Annotated in this window: 1 protein-coding gene; it reads left to right on the top strand. The window is 65.3% G+C overall.

Translation table 11 applies throughout. The features are described from left to right. A partial coding sequence (locus NKI70_RS33905; protein ID WP_352726471.1) for a DUF3363 domain-containing protein occupies positions 1-594 on the top strand: 594 nt, incomplete at both ends.

The following is a 594-nucleotide window of genomic DNA, read 5'->3' as shown; positions in this document are numbered from 1 at the left end:
GGTTGCAACACTTCGGCCTGGCGAGCGAGATCGAGCCCGGCCGGTGGGTGATCTCCGACAGAGCCGAAAGCACGTTGCGAGGACTCGGCGAGCGCAACGACATCATCAAGACCATGCACCGGGCGCTCGAGGAGCACGGCCTCGCTGATGAGCGGGGCGCGGCTCAATATGTCATGCACCGCCAGACCATCACGGAGCCGGTCGTCGGCCGTGTGCTCGCCAAGGGGCTCGCCGGCGACGAGATGAGCGATAAGCTGTCGCTCGTCATCGATGGCGTCGACGGGCGCACGCACTATGTCGAGACCGCGGATGCGGCAAAGCTCGACGACATTCAGCGCGGCCATATCGTGGCGTTCGATCCCATCCTGCCGAAGGAGGAGCCGCGTGCGGCCGACCGCAACATCAGTGTCGTGGCGGGCGAGGACGGCATCTATCGGCCGAGCAGACACCTCGAGACGATCCGCGAGACATTTTTGGAGCAGGGCAAGGACCCGGAAGCCTTCGTCCGCTTCCATGTCCGCCGTCTCGAAGCGCTGCGCCGGGCCGGCCATGTCGAACGCATCGACGACGACCATTGGCGCGTACCAAAAGACC

Origin of the sequence: Mesorhizobium sp. M0500, from assembly GCF_040321165.1 — a bacterium.
Taxonomy (GTDB): domain Bacteria; phylum Pseudomonadota; class Alphaproteobacteria; order Rhizobiales; family Rhizobiaceae; genus Mesorhizobium.
The sequence above is the reverse complement of the archived record's forward strand: the minus strand, read 5'-3'. Positions and strand labels throughout refer to the sequence as shown.